The organism is uncultured Sphingomonas sp. (assembly GCF_936927845.1).
Lineage (GTDB): Bacteria > Pseudomonadota > Alphaproteobacteria > Sphingomonadales > Sphingomonadaceae > Sphingomonas.
The window spans coordinates 49,837-63,378 of sequence record NZ_CAKZHV010000066.1; the positions used below are offsets into that span (position 1 = coordinate 49,837).

Here is a 13,542-nt window from a genome sequence, read left to right on the forward strand (position 1 = left end):
ATCCTAGATGGCGATGAGGGTGGAAATTTCAATTACGGATCGGCAACGAATTCTCGATCACGCCGCGTTGTCGGCGCATGAGGTATGCGGATTGCTGCTCGGCGAGCCGGGGCGCGTGATGGCGGTGCAGCCATGCGCGAACGTGAGCGTGAACCCCGCGTCGCGCTTCGAACTCGACCCCGCAGCGTTGATCGCGGCGTGGCGCGGTGCACGCGCCGGCGCACCCAGCGTGATCGGCCATTATCACTCGCATCCGAGCGGCGACCCGCGCCCGTCCGCCACCGACGCGGCGGAGGCCGCGGCGGACGGTGCGATCTGGATCATCGTCGGCGATGGCGAGATCAAGGCCTGGCGCGCGGTCCAGCACGGCGCAGTACAGGGGCGGTTCGATCCGGTCGCGCTCGTCGTCGCCGGGCACCCCGCCGCGGATGGTTGACGCGGGGCTAACCATGCTTGCGCGGCCACCGCGCAGCCGCCACAACGCCCCATCAGTTCTGCGCACCCTTCCGAGGATCATCCATGGCCATCAGTCCGGTCGATTTCGCCAGCCTGCTCTGTTCGCGGCTGTGCCACGACCTGCTCTCGCCGGTCGGAGCGCTGAACAACGGGCTCGAGCTGCTCGCCGACGAGACCGATCCGGCGATGCGCGCACGCTGCATGGATCTGCTCAGCGAAAGCGCGCGGGTGTCGGCGAACAAATTGAAGTTCTTCCGGCTCGCCTTCGGTGCGGCGGGCGGGTTTGGTGAGCGGGTCGACACGCGCGAGGCGCAGGCCGCGATCGAGGGATTGCTCGGCGACAACAAGCGGCTGACGCTCGACTGGGTGGTGGAGCGTGCCGACCTGACCAAATCGGCGATCAAGGTGCTGCTCAACCTGTCGATGATCGCGGGCGACGCCCTTCTGCGCGGCGGGCGGCTGACGATCGGGGCGGAGGATAGCGACGGGCTGACCGAGATCGTGCTACGCGCCGAAGGACCGCGCGTCGTGCTCGACCCCGTGTTGCGTGCGACACTGGTTGACGGTGCGGCCGACGACGCGGTCACGCCACGTGCCGCCGCCGCCTATATGGTGCACGCGATCGCGAGCGAGGCGGGCGGATCGTTGGTGGTGAGCGAGGGCGAGGACGGATCGCTTCTGTTCGGCGCGACGCTGCCGTCGTCGCGTTGAGCACGCGCCCGGCGCTCCTAAGCGGCTCTTAACCTAATGCTGCCATGCCGGGCCTCGCGAACATCGAGGCCCCATGGACGATCTGCTGCAGGAATTCATCGCCGAAACACGCGAGACGCTGGAAGCGCTGTCGGGCGAGATCGTGGGCTGGGAGCGTGATCCCACCGATCGCGCGCGGCTCGATGCGATCTTTCGTTTTGTGCACACGATCAAGGGCAGCTGCGGCTTTCTCGACCTGCCGCGTCTCGCGAGGTTGAGCCATGCGGCCGAGGACGTACTGTCGGCGGTACGCGCGGGTGACCGTCAGCCCGACGCAGCGACCGTCTCCGCGATCCTCGCGATCATCGACCGTATCGCCGAACTGGTCGAGGCGATCGACTCGGGCGAACCGCTCGACGACGGTGACGAAACCGCGCTGATCGCGATGCTGGAGCGCGGCGTTGAGGTGGCGGAGCCGGTCGTCCCGACGCCGGCCGCTGCCGAATCGGCGGCGGTGACGCGAGGCGCCGCCGCAGGGATGTCGAGCGGAGCGCGCGCGCCCAAGCGCAGCGTTCGGCTGTCGGTCGATCTGCTCGACCGCATGATGAGCGGCGTGTCCGACATGGTGCTCGCGCGTAACCAGGTCGCACGCCAGTTGCGGGATACGGGCGATCCGCAGCTCGAGGCGACGCTGGAGCGATTGTCGATGACGGTCGCCGAACTCAGGGACACGGTGACGCGGACGCGAATGCAGCGCATCGACGCGCTGTTCCAGTCGCTACCGCGGATGGCACGCGACACGGCGGCTGCGGTCGGCAAGTCGGTGTCGCTGGTGATCGAAGGCGGTGACGTCGAACTCGACCGCGAGATGATCGAGATGCTGCGCGATCCGCTCGCGCATATGGTCCGCAACGCGATCGATCACGGGATCGAGGCACGCGCCGACCGCGTCTGCGCGGGCAAGCCGGCGCAGGGCACGCTGCGAATCGCGGCGCGACAGGCGGGCAATCTGATCGTTATCGAGATCATCGACGACGGGCAGGGGATCGACGCCGATCGGCTGGTCGACAAGGTGTTGCGCGCACGACCCGACCGCGCCGGCGAGATTGCGACGTGGAGCGAGGCTCGCAGGCTCGACCTGATCTTCGAGCCCGGATTGTCGACGCGCGAGGAAGCCAGCGAGATTTCGGGCCGCGGCGTCGGCATGGATGTGGTGAAGGCCAACGTCGAACAGATCGGCGGGCGGCTCGCGTTGAAGAACGAGAAGGGTCGCGGGCTTACCGTCACGATCGAAGTGCCCTTGACGCTCGCGATCCTGAACGCGGTGATCGTCGAAGCGGCAGGCACGCGCTTCGCCCTGTCGCGGCAGGTGGTGGAGGAGATCGTCGCGGTCGACGCGCGCACCGCGGGCGGTGCGCTGCGGATCGATCGCTTCGGTGCGAGCGCAATGGCGGTGGTCCGCGGGCGGCGGATGCCGATGATCGACCTGCCGGCGCTGCTCGGGCTCGACACGCCCGAACCGGTGGCGATGGTCGCGATCGTCACCCTGCGCGAAGGTGTTTTCGCGCTGGCGCTGAGCGGCGTGGTCGAGACGCAGGAACTGGTGGTCAAGCCCGCTGCACCCGCGGTCATGTCGACCGGCATCTACGCCGGGCAGATGCTGCCCGACGACGGCGTGCCGATCCTGCTGCTGGATGTCGCCGGGATCGCGCAGCGCGCCGGGCTGCGTTTCGAGCGGCGCGAGACGCGTGTCGAGGACGACGCGGTCGCCGAGGCACCGCGCGCGTTGCTGTTCCGCGATGCCGACGACCGTCGCCGGATGATCGCGGCCGAGGCCGTCAGCCGCATCGAGCGGGTCGAGCCGGGCGCAGTATCGTGCGCGGGAGAAAATTGGTGGGTAACGCGTGAGGCCGCGGCGGTCCCGCTCTGGACCGGACGGATCGATGATCCGGCGCAGGTCAACACGATCCTGCGGCTGCAACTGGACGGCCGCGAGCTCGGCTATCCCGTGATCGAAGCATGCGAGATTGTCGACCTGCCCGCCGAGCTGGTCGAGGGGCCGGGGGGAACAACGGTGGTGATGCTCGGCGAGGAGCCGATCGAGTTGGTCGATCCGCTGGCGCTGTTCGATGGTTCGACGCGGCCCAGTGCGCGGCCCTTGTGCCTGCTGCACGGCAGCGAGAGCGGCTGGATGGAGGCGTTCCTGCGCCCGACGATCGAGGCTGCGGGCTATCAGGTCGTCCGACAGGCCGTGCCAGGAACCGCGATCGCCGTCGCGCTGGCGATGGACGAGGAAGCGAGCGGCGTGCCGGGCCGCGTCATCCGGTTGAGCCGGCAGGCCGGGGCTGGCCTCTACCGCGGTGATCGCGCTGCGCTGGTTGCCGCGTTGCAGGAGTGCCGGGCATGAGCGACCGCAGCTTGCAACTCGTCGCTCACGTGGGCGGACGCGGCATCCTCTTCGACGCGACCGAGGTGGACTCGGTGGTTGATCTGCCCGCGGTGGTGCCCGCGCCTGGTGCGCCCGCGACGATCCGCGGTCTCGCCGCGCTGCGCAGCCGGGTCGCGACCGTGATCGAGACGCACCGCGTGCTTGGCCTGGCAGGGGCGGGAGAAGGCGGCACGCGCGGTGTCGTCACGATGATCGACGGCCACCTGTACGCGATCGCGGTCGACACGCTGGAGGATGTCGCCGACCTGCCGGTATCGCCCGCCCCGGCTGGCATGGCGCTGGAGGGTGGCTGGTCGGCCGTACGCGGCGTCGCCGAGGGGAACAATGAAACGCTGATGATGCTCAACCTTCGTCGGCTGATCGAGCTGGCCGGTGCCTAGCCATTAACGCGACGCTTACGGCTTTGCCGCCACTGTACCCACACCATGATGCGAGTCGAGTAACAGCATGAAAACCTGCCTGATCGTCGACGATTCGAAAGTCATCCGCAAGGTCGCGCGCCATATCCTAGAGACGCTCAACTTCGCGGTGGTCGAGGCGGCCGACGGGCGCGAGGCGCTGTCGCAATGCCATGCGCATCACCCCGACGTGGTGCTGCTCGATTGGAACATGCCGGTGATGAGCGGCATGGAGTTTCTGCGCGCGCTCGGCGACGAGACGCTGCCAAAGCGACCCAAGGTCGTGTTCTGCACCACCGAGAACGGCATGGCGCACATCCGCGCCGCGATCGAGGCGGGTGCGGACGAATATGTGATGAAGCCGTTCGACCGCGAAACGCTGGAAAGCAAGTTGCAGATCGTCGGCGTCGCCTGAACCTGACCGGGAGCGCCGACGTGCCGCCTCCTTGCTCGCTCGCTCGCCCGATCGCCGGTCGCGCGTTGCCGCGGGTCCTGATCGTCGACGATTCGGCGGTGGCGCGCGCGGCGCTGTCGCGGATCGTCAGCGACAGCGCGCGCTACAGCCTGGCCGCGACCTGCGCCAGCGCGTCGCAGGCGTTGGCGTTGCTGCGGCAGACCTCGGTCGATCTGATCCTGCTCGACATCGACATGCCGCATACCAGCGGACTCGCCGCGCTTCCCGAGCTGCTGCGCGTGGCACGCGGAGCAAAGGTGCTGATCGTGTCGGGCTCCGCGGGTGACGGTGCGGCGGACGCGATCGAGGCACTGGCGCTCGGGGCGGCGGACACGCTGGTAAAGCCCGCGGCGGCGACGATCGGCACGCGCTTCGCCGACGTGCTGCTCGCCAAGCTTGACGGGCTTTCATCGCCCGACATGACCGTATCGGCGGTGGCGCGCATCGCACCGCGTCCTGCCTTCCCGTTCGACGTGGTGGCGATCGGCGCATCGACCGGCGGCATCCACGCGCTGACCAGCGTGCTGCGCGCGATACCACCGACGATGCAGCGCCCGATCGTGGTGACGCAGCATCTGCCGAGCAGCTTCTCGTCCTTTTTCGCGGCGCAGATCACCGCGGCGTCGGGGCGCCCGTGCGAGGTCGCAAGCGACCGCGTCCGGCTGGTGCCCGGTCAGATCGTCGTCGCACCCGGCGACGCGCATGTCGTCGCGGTGTCGCTGGGCGACGGCACCGCCGCGCTGCGGCTTTCGCGCGAGCCCGCGCCGACCGGCAACCTGCCGGCGGTCGATCCGATGTTCTCGACACTCGCGGCGGTGTACCGTGAGCGGTTGCTGGCGGTGGTGTTGAGCGGGATGGGGCGCGACGGGCTGGAGGGCGCGCGGCTGGTACGCGCCGCGGGTGGCACGATGGTGGTACAGGATCGTGACTCCTCGGTCGTCTGGGGCATGCCGGGTGCGGTCGCGGGCGCGGGACTGGCGCATGCGGTGCTCACACCCGGCCAGATCGCAGGCTTTATCGCCGCGAACGGACGCGCATGACGGCGGCGACACGCACGCAACCGCCCAGCGCAGGCGCGACGATGGTCTTGTCCGCGCTGCTGGAAGCGCGCACCGGGCAACAGCTCGCGGCCAACCGCAGTTGGCGGCTGGAAACCGCGATCGCGCCGCTTCTCGCCGAACTCGACCTGCCGCATGCCGATGCGCTTGTGGCGCGATTGCTCGACGGCCACGACCACCGCATCGGCGACCGCATCGTCGACGCGCTGCTCAATCACGAAACCTCCTTCTTTCGCGACGCGGGCGTGATCGAGAGCGCGGTCGAAGCTGTGCGCGCGATGACATCCGCAACGGCGGGCACGCGCGCGCGCATATGGTGTGCGGCGTGCGCAACCGGGCAGGAGCCGTTGTCGCTCGCGATGCTTTTCGCCGAGGACGGCGGGCCCGCGCCCGACATCCTCGCGACCGACGTATCGACGAGCGCGGTGGCACGAGCGCGCACCGGCAGCTACTCGCAATTCGAGATCCAGCGCGGTCTTCCGATCCGGCGCATGATGCGCTGGTTCGAAGGCGATGGCGCCAATTGGACCGCCAACAAGGCGCTGCTGTCGAGCATCAACTACCGCCGCCACAATCTCGCGACCGATCTGGTGCCGGGTCGTTTCGACCTGATCCTGTGCCGCAATGTGCTGTTCTACCTGACCCCGCCGGTACGCCAGGCGGTGCTGGAACGATTGGCGCAGGCGTTGAAGCCGGGCGGGCTGCTGCTGCTGGGCGCGGGGGAGACGGTGATCGGACAAAGCGAGCTGCTGCGCCCGAGTGCCGCACACCGCGGCTTCTACGAGCGCGCCGACGTGGACGCAGCAGCGCACGCGCAACGCGGATGAGCCGCGCTTCCCACGGCTACGCCCGCCCACTATAGCCCCGCGTCGCGACGGTGACGGCGGCGGGGGACAGGCGCGATGACGGAGGTGTGCGGGTGAGGGTGGTCGAGGCGCCATCGCCCAATTTCAACGAGCGCGCACTGCCGATCACGATGCTGGTGCTCCATTACACCGGCATGGAGAGTGCCGAAGCCGCGGTCGCGCGGCTGCGCGATCCGGCGGCCGAGGTTTCGTGCCATTATCTGGTGCACGAGGACGGCACCGTGCTGCGGCTGGTCGCCGACGAACATCGCGCCTGGCACGCGGGCAAGTCGCACTGGCGCGACGTGGAGGACGTGAACTCCGCCTCGATCGGGATCGAGATCGTCAATCCGGGGCATGAATGGGGTTATCGCGCCTTTCCGGAAGCGCAGATCGACGCGGTGGTGCGGCTGGTCGCGCATCTGAAGGACAAGTACGAGATCACGCGCGGCAACGTCGTCGGTCATTCCGACGTCGCGCCGGCGCGCAAGCGCGATCCGGGCGAGCTGTTCCCGTGGAATCGGCTGGCGCGACTGCGGTTGGCGCTGCCGCGGCCGACCCGGAACCTCGCCGATCCGTTCTGGAGCGAGGCGGGGTTCTGCCTCGCGCTCGAACGCTTCGGCTATGACGTGTCGGACCGGATGGCGGCGATCATGGCGTTCCAGCGGCGCTTCCGGCCCGAACTGATCGACGGCGAGATCGATGCCGAGTGCCGCATGATCCTGCTCGCGTTGCTGCTTCCCAAACCTCAGGGCGACGATTAGAGGCTCGTTTCGTCAGAGGGTCGGGCGGCCGCGTCGCATCATGCGTCGAGGAAAGTCCGGGCTCCGCGGAACGACGGTGGCGGGTAACGCCCGCCGGGGGCGACCCCAGGGAAAGTGCCACAGAGAGCAGACGGCCGCGCTTCGGTGCGGTCACGGTGAAAGGGTGCGGCAAGAGCGCACCGCGCGCCTGGTAACAGGGGCGGCACGGCAAACCCCACCGGGAGCAAGATCGAATAGGGGCGGCGCGGGGACCTTCGCGTTTCCAGGGTGTGTTCCCACCCGCTGTCCGGGTTGATTGCTGGAGCCCGCGTTCGAGCGCGGGCCGAGAGGAATGGTCGCCTATCCCTGCCGCCAAGGTGGGGTGGACAGAACCCGGCTTACAGACCCTCTGACATTCACCTTCGCGGTTGCCCTCTGCCGCGCGCAGCCTATCTCGGACCCTTCATGGCGCGTCACACCACACGATCGAACGACTGGGGCTTTCCACGCTGGCGTGGCTACGGCAGCGGGCGGGAGGCGCAGACGGTCAGGCTGTGCGACCGCCATGGCTGCGAGGAGCCGGGCAATTGCCCCGCGCCCAAGAGCCCGAACAGTCCGGAGCGCTGGTATTTCTGTCAGGTCCACGCGGGCGAATACAACCGGGGCTGGAATTACTTCGAAGGCTTGTCGGCGGAGGAAGCCGCAGCGCGCGAGGCGGACGAGCGGCGCGACGCCGGCGGCTTTGCGCAGTCGAAGCATCAGGCATGGGCAGGACCGGGCGACGGCACCCGCTCACGCGACGAGATGCGCGCGCTCGACGTGCTCGAACTCGAGGTCGACGCCTCGTTTGACGAGGTGAAACTCGCGTGGCGGCGCCTCGCCAAGTCGAACCACCCCGACGTGCGGCCGAACGATCCTGAGGCCGCGAAGCGGTTCCAGGCGATCCAGGCGGCGTACGAGGTGCTGCGCAGCGCCGAGGAGGCGCGGACGTGGAAGCCGGCCGGGGCGTGACTCGCGCATGAAGGATCACGTGCGGGCACGCTGGTCGGGCGCGGTGCTGGTATGCGGCAAATGCTCGAAGAAGCTCGGTGGCGGTTTCGGCGACAAGGGTCGCACGCCGCTCGCCAAGGCGCTGCGCGCCGAGCCGGGCTTCGGCAAGGGGCGCAAGGCGAGCGTCGGCGTGGTCGAGACCAAGTGCCTCGGCATCTGCCCCAAACGCGCGGTCGTCGTGGTCGACATGCGCGTGCCGAACCGCTGGCGGATCGTGCCGGCGGGCGCCGAGGTGGCGCTGCTGGGTGACGAATTACGCACCGACACCGACTGACTCTCACGCCTTGCGCGAGCGGCTGTTGCCGCAGTCGCGCGGCCGCGAAATGATCGCTTGGCGAGTGGGGGAGCGATATGCGAGCACGATGGCTGACGATAGCGGCGATGATGGCGGCAACGGCGGCGGCCGATCCGCCGCGTGACTGGCAGGCGACGCTGCGCAGCGACGCGCAGGCGTTCCACGATCAGATCGCGGAGGATCATCCCGGACCCTATAACCGGCACGATCCGCAGTTCGCGCAACGCAACGACGCCGGATTGGCGCTGGCGCTGCGACGCGCGGCTCAGGTTCGCGACTATCCGGGGTACCTCTGGGCGATGCGCGGCTATGTCGCCGGCTTCGATGACGGCCATGTCGCGCTCGACGTACAGAAGCCCGAGCCGGTGGCGCTTCAATGGCCGGGATTTCTGACCGGCTATGATGGCGCGGGGCGACAGGTAGTGCGCACCGTCGCCGATGGCATCGCGCTGCCGATCGGTGCGGTGCTGGAGGAATGCGATGGTGTCGACGCAGAGCGGCTGGCGGCGCGCAACGTCGGTGCGTTCCGTGGCCGGTGGCAGCTTGCCAGCCAGCGTGCGACGCAGGGCGGACGATTGTTCGTCGACGCGCGCAATCCGTTCATCACGCGGCCATCGCACTGCACTTTCCGGGTCGCGGGCAAGCGCCAAGAGGTGGCGCTCGCGTGGCGCCCGATGTCCGATGCCGAGTTGGACACGCGCTTCGCCGCGACTGCGCCACGCGCGCGGCCCGCGATCGGCGCGCGCGCGCTGGCGGATGGGACGCGCTGGTATTCCATCAGCAGCTTCGACGGCGATCCAGAGGGTGCGACTGCCAAGGCGCTGCGCCCGATGATCGCCGACATGACACGCGATCGTGCCGCGGTCGTGGCGGCGCCGCGTATCGTGCTCGACCTGCGTGGTAATGGCGGTGGGTCGTCGGAATGGTCGCAGCAGATCGCGCGCGTGATCTGGGGCCGCGCCGCCGTCGACAAGGTGGAGGTCAGCTCGGAAGCGGTCGACTGGCGCGCGTCGGCGGGGAACCTCGCGACACTGCGGGGCTACAAGACGGCGTGGCAGGCGTCGCCCGACGGTTCGCCGGAGGCGATCGCCTGGGCCGGGAAGATAGCGGACGGAATCGCCGCCGCTCGCGAGCGCGGCGAGCCCTTGTGGCGCGATGCGACCGACGCGACTGAGCCTGCAAAGGTGAACGAGCCGCCGGTGACGCCGCCGGCCGCGCGCGTGTTCGTGCTGACCGATTGGGGCTGCGGATCGGCGTGCCTCGACGCGGTCGACCTGTGGACGGCGCTGGGGGCGACGCAAGTCGGGCAGGATACGTCGGCCGACACGCTCTACATGGACGTGCGCGAGAAGATGCTGCCGAGCGGCGTCGCGCAGGCGGTGATTCCGATGAAGGTCTATCGTGGGCGAAAGCGCGGATCGAACGAGCCTGTCGTTCCGCGCTTTCGGTACACTGGCGACATGCGCGATGACGCCGCGCTGGCGCGGTGGGTGGGGGCGTTGTGACGTGAAGGGCTTGCGGTAACGGGTCGGTTTAGCACCAGCCTGCGCTAATTGGCTCGTCACCCCGGACTTTATCCGGGGTCCTGCTTTTCGGGCTTCACGAGAGAAGGCAGCGGGATCCCGGATCAAGTCCGGGATGACGAAACGGGGGCAGGATCGAGTCAGTTCGACGCGTCATTGCCGCGGGTTCGAATACTCCGCGTGATCGTTACGCGTAGCGGGCGGCCGTCTCGCGGATCAGCGCGATCATGTTGGGGATGCCCTGCGTCCGGTTGGAGCTGAGCTGCGCCTTCAGGTTGAAGGGTGCGAGTTCGGCGTCGATGTCGGTTGCGAGGATATCGGCGGGTGCGCGGTCCTGAACGGTCAGGAGGACCAGCGCGATGATCCCCTTGGTAATCGCGGCATTGCTGTCGGCGAGGAAGTGGAGCGTGCCATCGTCCTTGACGGTCGGATAAACCCAGACCGAGGCGGAGCATCCGCGTACCAGGGTCGCCTCCGTCTTCAACGCCGCGGGCATGTCTTCCAACTCGCGGCCCAGATCGACCAGCAGGCGGTAACGGTCGTCGCCTTCGAGGAACTCATATTCGTCGCGAATGTCGGTGAGCGTGGCGGGGGCGGCGTCGGTCATGGCAGCGTCGCTATCGTTTGGCCGCGCGCCCCGCAACCGTGCGGCTGCGCGCCGGTGGCGGGGAGGGCGCCCGCCGCCGTCGTCACAGATCGACGCCCGCCGCGATCGCCTCGAGCTTGCGGATGCGCTCCTTCAGGTCGGCGATCTCGATCCGTGCGCCGGCGGTAGAGCCGCTGGGGGCGGCGGTGAGGTGGTCCTGCGCCATCTGCTGATGCTTGAGCTGAAGCCACCCGCGCCAGCCGTTCAGTGCGGCATAGGTGAGCATGGCGAGGCCGGCGAGCGCGGCGGCGGCCATCGTCAGGTAGAAGTTGGGATCGGACATGACGGTCATCTCCTCTCGTGTCGCGGTCGGTTCAGCGGTCGCGCAACCGCGCGATCTCGCGGTCGAGATCGAGGCTGTTGTGGTTCTCGGTGATCACGCGCTCGAGCACCTGGACACGTTCCTTGAGCGCGCGGATCTCTTCCTGCGCGTGGGTGACCTCGTGCGGGGCAGGCTGCTGACTGCCGAGCATGTGATGGTTACGGTGACGGGCGGTCTTCGCGATGGCCGTGATCATCACGATCATCACCACCATGAAAGCTACGGACCAGGGCATCGTTGTTCTTTCCGAAAAAGAGTGGATGTCAGTTGAGCGCGGACGGCGCAGACGGCGCCGGCGGGGTGCGCAGTTGTTCGATCTCGCGGGAAAGATCGCTGCCGCTGTCGGTCGCGATCCGTTCGAGCACGCGGACCCGCGCCTCCAGCCGCTCGGTTTGGGCGGCATATTGCGCCGCCTTCTCCGCGGTCTGGGCGTTCAGCGCGGCGCCCATCACTTCCTTGTGCTGCAACCAGCGTTTGAACATCTCGCTGCCGATACCGAGTACCACCACCGCGAAGACGGCGAGGCCTAGCAAAAACAGGGGTGCGATCATGTCGTGATCCATCGCGTCGTCTCCTCAGCGATCACGCAGCGCGTCGATCTCGCGCGCGGTGCGGGTGGCGGGATCAGTGGCGATGCGTTCGAGCACCGTGATCCGCTCCTCAAGGCGGCTGACCTTGCCGGTCAGCTGCTCGTTCTCGCTTGAAAGGAGCGCGATGTGCCGGCTGGCGTTCGCGTCGCCCTTGTCAATGTTGCGGCCCCAATCGTCGCTGATCGAGTAGCCGTGCTTGGCGCGTATCCAGTTGTTGATGATCCAGGCGGCCATCGACATCGCGATGATCGAGAGGACGAACCAGGGACCGTGCATTGTTCTTCTCCCCTTCTCGCAGTCGCTCAGCGCAGGCTGTCGATCTCGTTGGCGAGCGCGCTGTTGCGGCTGGTGTAGTGCAGCTCGATATCGGCCAGGCGCCGGTCGAGTTCGCGGAACTTCGAGCGGACTTCGGCGGTCGAGCGCGTCGGATTGGAGCGCACACCCTGCCAGAATTTCTGGTCGTCGCGGTCCTGATAAAGGTTGATCGGCTTGGCCTCGGCCATCCAGGCGACCAGCGCATAGGCGATCAGCGTCCAGGGAAATCCGCCGGCGAGCGTCAGCAGGATCATCGCGATACGGACCCAGATGACCTCGATCCCGGTATAGTCGGCGACCCCGGCGCAGACGCCCTTCCACTTCGCGTCCTGCTTATCGAGGTAGAATTTGGTGCGGCTGTCGGACATCAGTTCCTCCGCTCATACGAGGGACGCTGTTGGCGGTGCGCCTCGAAGCGGGCGTCGCCGCTTTCGAGCCGGTAGTCGGGCTGACCGCGGTAATCGGCCAGACCGGGGCGGAAATCGGGATTGTCGGCGGCAACGATCCGCTCGACCGTGTTGACGCGCTCCTCGAGCCGGCGCGCGAGATTGTACATCTCGTCGAGCAAGCGCTCGTCCTCGTCGGTGATACGCGGCGCGGTCTTCCACTTGGTCACGTAGTGAAAGATCAGCCACGGCAACCCGATGAAGAGGATCGCGCAGACGAAGACGGGTGTCAGGATGTCTTCCATATCAGCGGTCCTTGTTCATGCGCGCTTTCAGCGCAGCGAGCTCGGCGTCGATCTTGTCGCTCGAGCGCAGTTCGTTGAATTCGTCTTCCAGCGTCTTGGGGGTGAGCCCCATCGCCTCGGCGCGGCCCTCCGCCTCGTCGGCGCGGCGCTCCAGCAGCTCGAAGCGGCTGAACGCTTCGTGCGTCTTCGGGCCGTTCCAGAGTTCACGCAGGCGCGCCTTGGTATTGGCGCTTTCCAGCCGCGTGGCGATCGCGTTCTGCTTGGTTCGCGCCTCGCGCAGCTTCGATTGGAGCTTGGCGATGTCGTCCTCGCTGGCGCGCAGGCTGTCGTCGAGGAGCTTGACCTCGTCGCGCAGCTGCTGCGCCATGTCGCCCGCCTTGCGGCGTTCGACCAGCGCGGCCTTGGCCAGATCCTCGCGGTCCTTGCTCAGCGCCAGCTCGGCCTTCTCGGTCCAGCTATGCTCCAGTTCGGACAAGCGTTCGATGTGGCGGCGCATTTCCTTGCTGTCGGCGATGGTGCGCGCGGCGGAGGCGCGAACCTCGACCAACGTGTCCTCCATCTCCGAAATGATCATCCGGATCATCTTCGCCGGGTCGTCTGCCTTTTCGAGCAGCTCGGCCATGTTGGCGGCGACGATGTCGCGGGTTCGGGAGAAAATGCCCATGTAGTTTGGACTCCTGGTGATACGCGCTTCTTACTCGTTTCCGACGGGGGCGAAAACGGGCGCCCGGCGTCGGTGTCGCGTCAAGCTAGGCGTGAGAGGTGGGTATCGTGCCCGATCGCGGTGGCGGGCCCGACCGCGCCGAAGAGCATGGTGGCGCTGACGACGATGGTGCAGGCGATCGCGGCGAGCTTGCTGGTGATGTTGGTCATTAGTGTCACTCCCTGTGTGCGTTGTTGTCCCATGCTCTGCAGGGAGCGTGCCAATTCGCAAAAGACTGCGATTACAACGACTTGTCTCGCCGGAGACGAATTGTGAATGTTTGTGGCTTGCCAAGACTTGGCGAACTTTGCCAA

The 13,542-nt window shown here is 67.7% G+C and carries 20 protein-coding genes and 1 other RNA gene; 12 read left to right on the forward strand and 9 right to left on the reverse strand.

The annotated features are described in order from the left end of the window. The first annotated feature begins 13 nt into the window (after positions 1–13). The 12 genes from Q0579_RS14100 (at position 14) to Q0579_RS14155 (ending at position 9,943) form a co-directional block, all read left to right on the forward strand. On the forward strand, positions 14–436 hold the full coding sequence (locus tag Q0579_RS14100) for a Mov34/MPN/PAD-1 family protein (RefSeq protein WP_298813455.1): 423 nt from the start codon (positions 14–16) through the stop codon (positions 434–436). Positions 437–519: 83 nt separating this feature from the next. Next, positions 520–1,167, forward strand: coding sequence for a histidine phosphotransferase family protein (locus Q0579_RS14105; protein ID WP_298813457.1), 648 nt, complete (start codon positions 520–522; stop codon positions 1,165–1,167). Between the two features lie 73 nt (positions 1,168–1,240). Next, positions 1,241–3,553 (forward strand): ATP-binding protein, encoded by a 2,313-nt coding sequence (locus tag Q0579_RS14110; RefSeq protein ID WP_298813459.1) that lies wholly within the window; start codon positions 1,241–1,243, stop codon positions 3,551–3,553. Next, complete coding sequence (locus Q0579_RS14115; protein ID WP_298813461.1) at positions 3,550–3,975, forward strand: chemotaxis protein CheW; 426 nt, start codon at positions 3,550–3,552, stop codon at positions 3,973–3,975. The genes Q0579_RS14110 and Q0579_RS14115 overlap by 4 nt, the downstream gene beginning before the upstream one ends. 67 nt (positions 3,976–4,042) lie before the next feature. Next, positions 4,043–4,408 (forward strand): response regulator, encoded by a 366-nt coding sequence (locus tag Q0579_RS14120; RefSeq protein ID WP_174192139.1) that lies wholly within the window; start codon positions 4,043–4,045, stop codon positions 4,406–4,408. 65 nt (positions 4,409–4,473) lie between these two features. After that, positions 4,474–5,487, forward strand: coding sequence for a chemotaxis protein CheB (locus Q0579_RS14125; protein WP_298813468.1), 1,014 nt, complete (start codon positions 4,474–4,476; stop codon positions 5,485–5,487). Next, positions 5,484–6,332, forward strand: coding sequence for a CheR family methyltransferase (locus tag Q0579_RS14130; RefSeq protein ID WP_298813470.1), 849 nt, complete (start codon positions 5,484–5,486; stop codon positions 6,330–6,332). The genes Q0579_RS14125 and Q0579_RS14130 overlap by 4 nt, the downstream gene beginning before the upstream one ends. Positions 6,333–6,424: 92 nt before the next feature. Beyond that, complete coding sequence (locus Q0579_RS14135) at positions 6,425–7,114, forward strand: N-acetylmuramoyl-L-alanine amidase (protein ID WP_298813472.1); 690 nt, start codon at positions 6,425–6,427, stop codon at positions 7,112–7,114. A gap of 12 nt (positions 7,115–7,126) precedes the next feature. Next, an RNA gene (gene rnpB / locus Q0579_RS14140) (RNase P RNA component class A) lies at positions 7,127–7,510 on the forward strand. 48 nt (positions 7,511–7,558) lie between these two features. Then, a complete protein-coding gene (locus Q0579_RS14145; RefSeq protein ID WP_298813474.1) occupies positions 7,559–8,104 on the forward strand; it encodes a J domain-containing protein in 546 nt (181 codons plus the stop codon). Between the two features lie 7 nt (positions 8,105–8,111). Beyond that, positions 8,112–8,417 carry a (2Fe-2S) ferredoxin domain-containing protein gene (locus Q0579_RS14150; RefSeq protein WP_298813476.1) on the forward strand — a complete coding sequence of 102 codons (306 nt, stop codon included), beginning with the start codon at positions 8,112–8,114 and terminating at the stop codon, positions 8,415–8,417. Positions 8,418–8,524: 107 nt separating this feature from the next. Next, on the forward strand, positions 8,525–9,943 hold the full coding sequence (locus Q0579_RS14155) for a S41 family peptidase (RefSeq protein ID WP_298813478.1): 1,419 nt from the start codon (positions 8,525–8,527) through the stop codon (positions 9,941–9,943). Positions 9,944–10,148: 205 nt separating this feature from the next. Here the strand turns inward: Q0579_RS14155 and Q0579_RS14160 are convergent, their stop codons facing one another. The 9 genes from Q0579_RS14160 to Q0579_RS14200 form a co-directional block, all read right to left on the reverse strand. Further along, positions 10,149–10,568: a SufE family protein gene (locus Q0579_RS14160; RefSeq protein WP_298813480.1), complete on the reverse strand. Its 420-nt coding sequence runs from the start codon at positions 10,566–10,568 to the stop codon at positions 10,149–10,151. A gap of 82 nt (positions 10,569–10,650) precedes the next feature. Then, positions 10,651–10,890 carry a hypothetical protein gene (locus Q0579_RS14165; protein WP_298813482.1) on the reverse strand — a complete coding sequence of 80 codons (240 nt, stop codon included), beginning with the start codon at positions 10,888–10,890 and terminating at the stop codon, positions 10,651–10,653. A 31-nt stretch (positions 10,891–10,921) separates the two neighbouring features. After that, complete coding sequence (locus tag Q0579_RS14170) at positions 10,922–11,164, reverse strand: hypothetical protein (RefSeq protein WP_298813483.1); 243 nt, start codon at positions 11,162–11,164, stop codon at positions 10,922–10,924. Positions 11,165–11,192: 28 nt separating this feature from the next. Beyond that, positions 11,193–11,411, reverse strand: a complete 219-nt coding sequence (locus tag Q0579_RS14175; protein ID WP_298813746.1) for a hypothetical protein — start codon at positions 11,409–11,411, stop codon at positions 11,193–11,195. A 93-nt stretch (positions 11,412–11,504) separates the two neighbouring features. Further along, positions 11,505–11,795: a hypothetical protein gene (locus tag Q0579_RS14180; protein ID WP_298813484.1), complete on the reverse strand. Its 291-nt coding sequence runs from the start codon at positions 11,793–11,795 to the stop codon at positions 11,505–11,507. A 26-nt stretch (positions 11,796–11,821) separates the two neighbouring features. Further along, a complete protein-coding gene (gene pspC / locus Q0579_RS14185) occupies positions 11,822–12,202 on the reverse strand; it encodes an envelope stress response membrane protein PspC (protein WP_298813485.1) in 381 nt (126 codons plus the stop codon). Then, entirely contained in the window at positions 12,202–12,525 is a 324-nt protein-coding gene (gene pspB, locus Q0579_RS14190) for an envelope stress response membrane protein PspB (protein WP_298813486.1), read from the reverse strand. The genes pspC and pspB overlap by 1 nt, the downstream gene beginning before the upstream one ends. A 1-nt stretch (position 12,526) precedes the next feature. Continuing rightward, positions 12,527–13,189, reverse strand: a complete 663-nt coding sequence (gene pspA / locus Q0579_RS14195; protein WP_298813488.1) for a phage shock protein PspA — start codon at positions 13,187–13,189, stop codon at positions 12,527–12,529. An 80-nt stretch (positions 13,190–13,269) separates the two neighbouring features. After that, positions 13,270–13,398, reverse strand: coding sequence for a hypothetical protein (locus Q0579_RS14200; protein WP_298813490.1), 129 nt, complete (start codon positions 13,396–13,398; stop codon positions 13,270–13,272). Between the last annotated feature and the right edge of the window lie 144 nt (positions 13,399–13,542).